Genomic DNA, 1,037 nt, shown 5'->3' with positions numbered 1-1,037 from the left:
TGAGCATTTGTGCTTACAGTTCCAGAGAATAGGAATGCGAAGTTCATAGTCATTCCCATAATGGTTGCAAAAGTAGTGAGAATACCAGCGATAAGTGCAATACCTACTAATAATTCTCCCCACATGACTAGGAAGCTGAATAATCCGCTAGATGGGAGGGCTACGTTTTCTAAGAATGTTGCCCACCAGCCTTGAACAGCAGGATGGTCGCCAGTTGCATTGGCAATCGCACCTTTCATAAATCCACTTGCATCAAATCCACCACCAGTGATTTTTCCCCAACCCGCATGAAGGAATTGCCAACCAAGATATACACGGAAAACAGTCAAAACAGCAGCCACAACATTGTTCTCTCTTAATAATTTAACAAACATTTTCCCCACTCCTTTGGGTTTAATAAAATAATTGATGATTGCTTCCAACCTCTTCGGTTGGTTTGTTGTTCTCTTTCTGACTTAAGATTATCATGATTTGTAGTATCATTAAATAGTAAAGTTCAGTTGTTCACAATGTGTTAAAAAAGATATTACTAAAAAAATAATTTTTCATGAACTGTATTGACATCCTTTTTAATGTTTGCTATATACACCAAGCTTTTTTTCTTTAAGAAGCAGACTTAGGTAGGTTTTCTTTATCCTCAAAGTAATAACAAGCAAATAAAAAGCACCTCGATGGGGAATTCATCCATCGAAGTGTCCATTTTTAGTCAATAGGTATTATATCATTGTTTGAGCTTGTTAAATCAACACTTTAATGAGAAGGAATTCTTTACCCAATGTTCTACTTCTAAACCCATCAAAACGATTCTCTTTGTAATCGTCAAATTAAATTCTTTAATGATTATCCCACTAGCTCAGAATAAGTAATAGTGCTTGAAGATGCACACAGCTTTAGTAAGCGACTGAACCACTCACCTTCAAATTTACGTCGATTGAATCGATAACAAAATTCATCTAAATAAGATTGCAAATGTTTGGAGTCCAGCCCATGGAAAGTCCCGCCCACAAACGCTTTGGCATTCGAAAGAACCGTATGAA

2 protein-coding genes are annotated in these 1,037 nt (G+C 36.5%); both read right to left on the bottom strand.

The features are described from left to right. The coding region (locus RZN25_16795; protein ID MEQ6378472.1) for a DoxX family protein at positions 1-374 on the bottom strand (374 nt) is incomplete at its 3' end. A 466-nt stretch (positions 375-840) separates the two neighbouring features. Next, positions 841-1,037, bottom strand: a 197-nt coding sequence (locus tag RZN25_16790) for a transposase (GenBank protein ID MEQ6378471.1), incomplete at its 5' end; no start/stop codon positions are given.

The organism is Bacillaceae bacterium S4-13-56 (assembly GCA_040191315.1).
Taxonomy (GTDB): Bacteria; Bacillota; Bacilli; order Bacillales; family JAWJLM01; genus JAWJLM01.
Note: the sequence above shows the minus strand (reverse complement) of the source record. Positions and strands in the feature narration are given on the sequence as shown.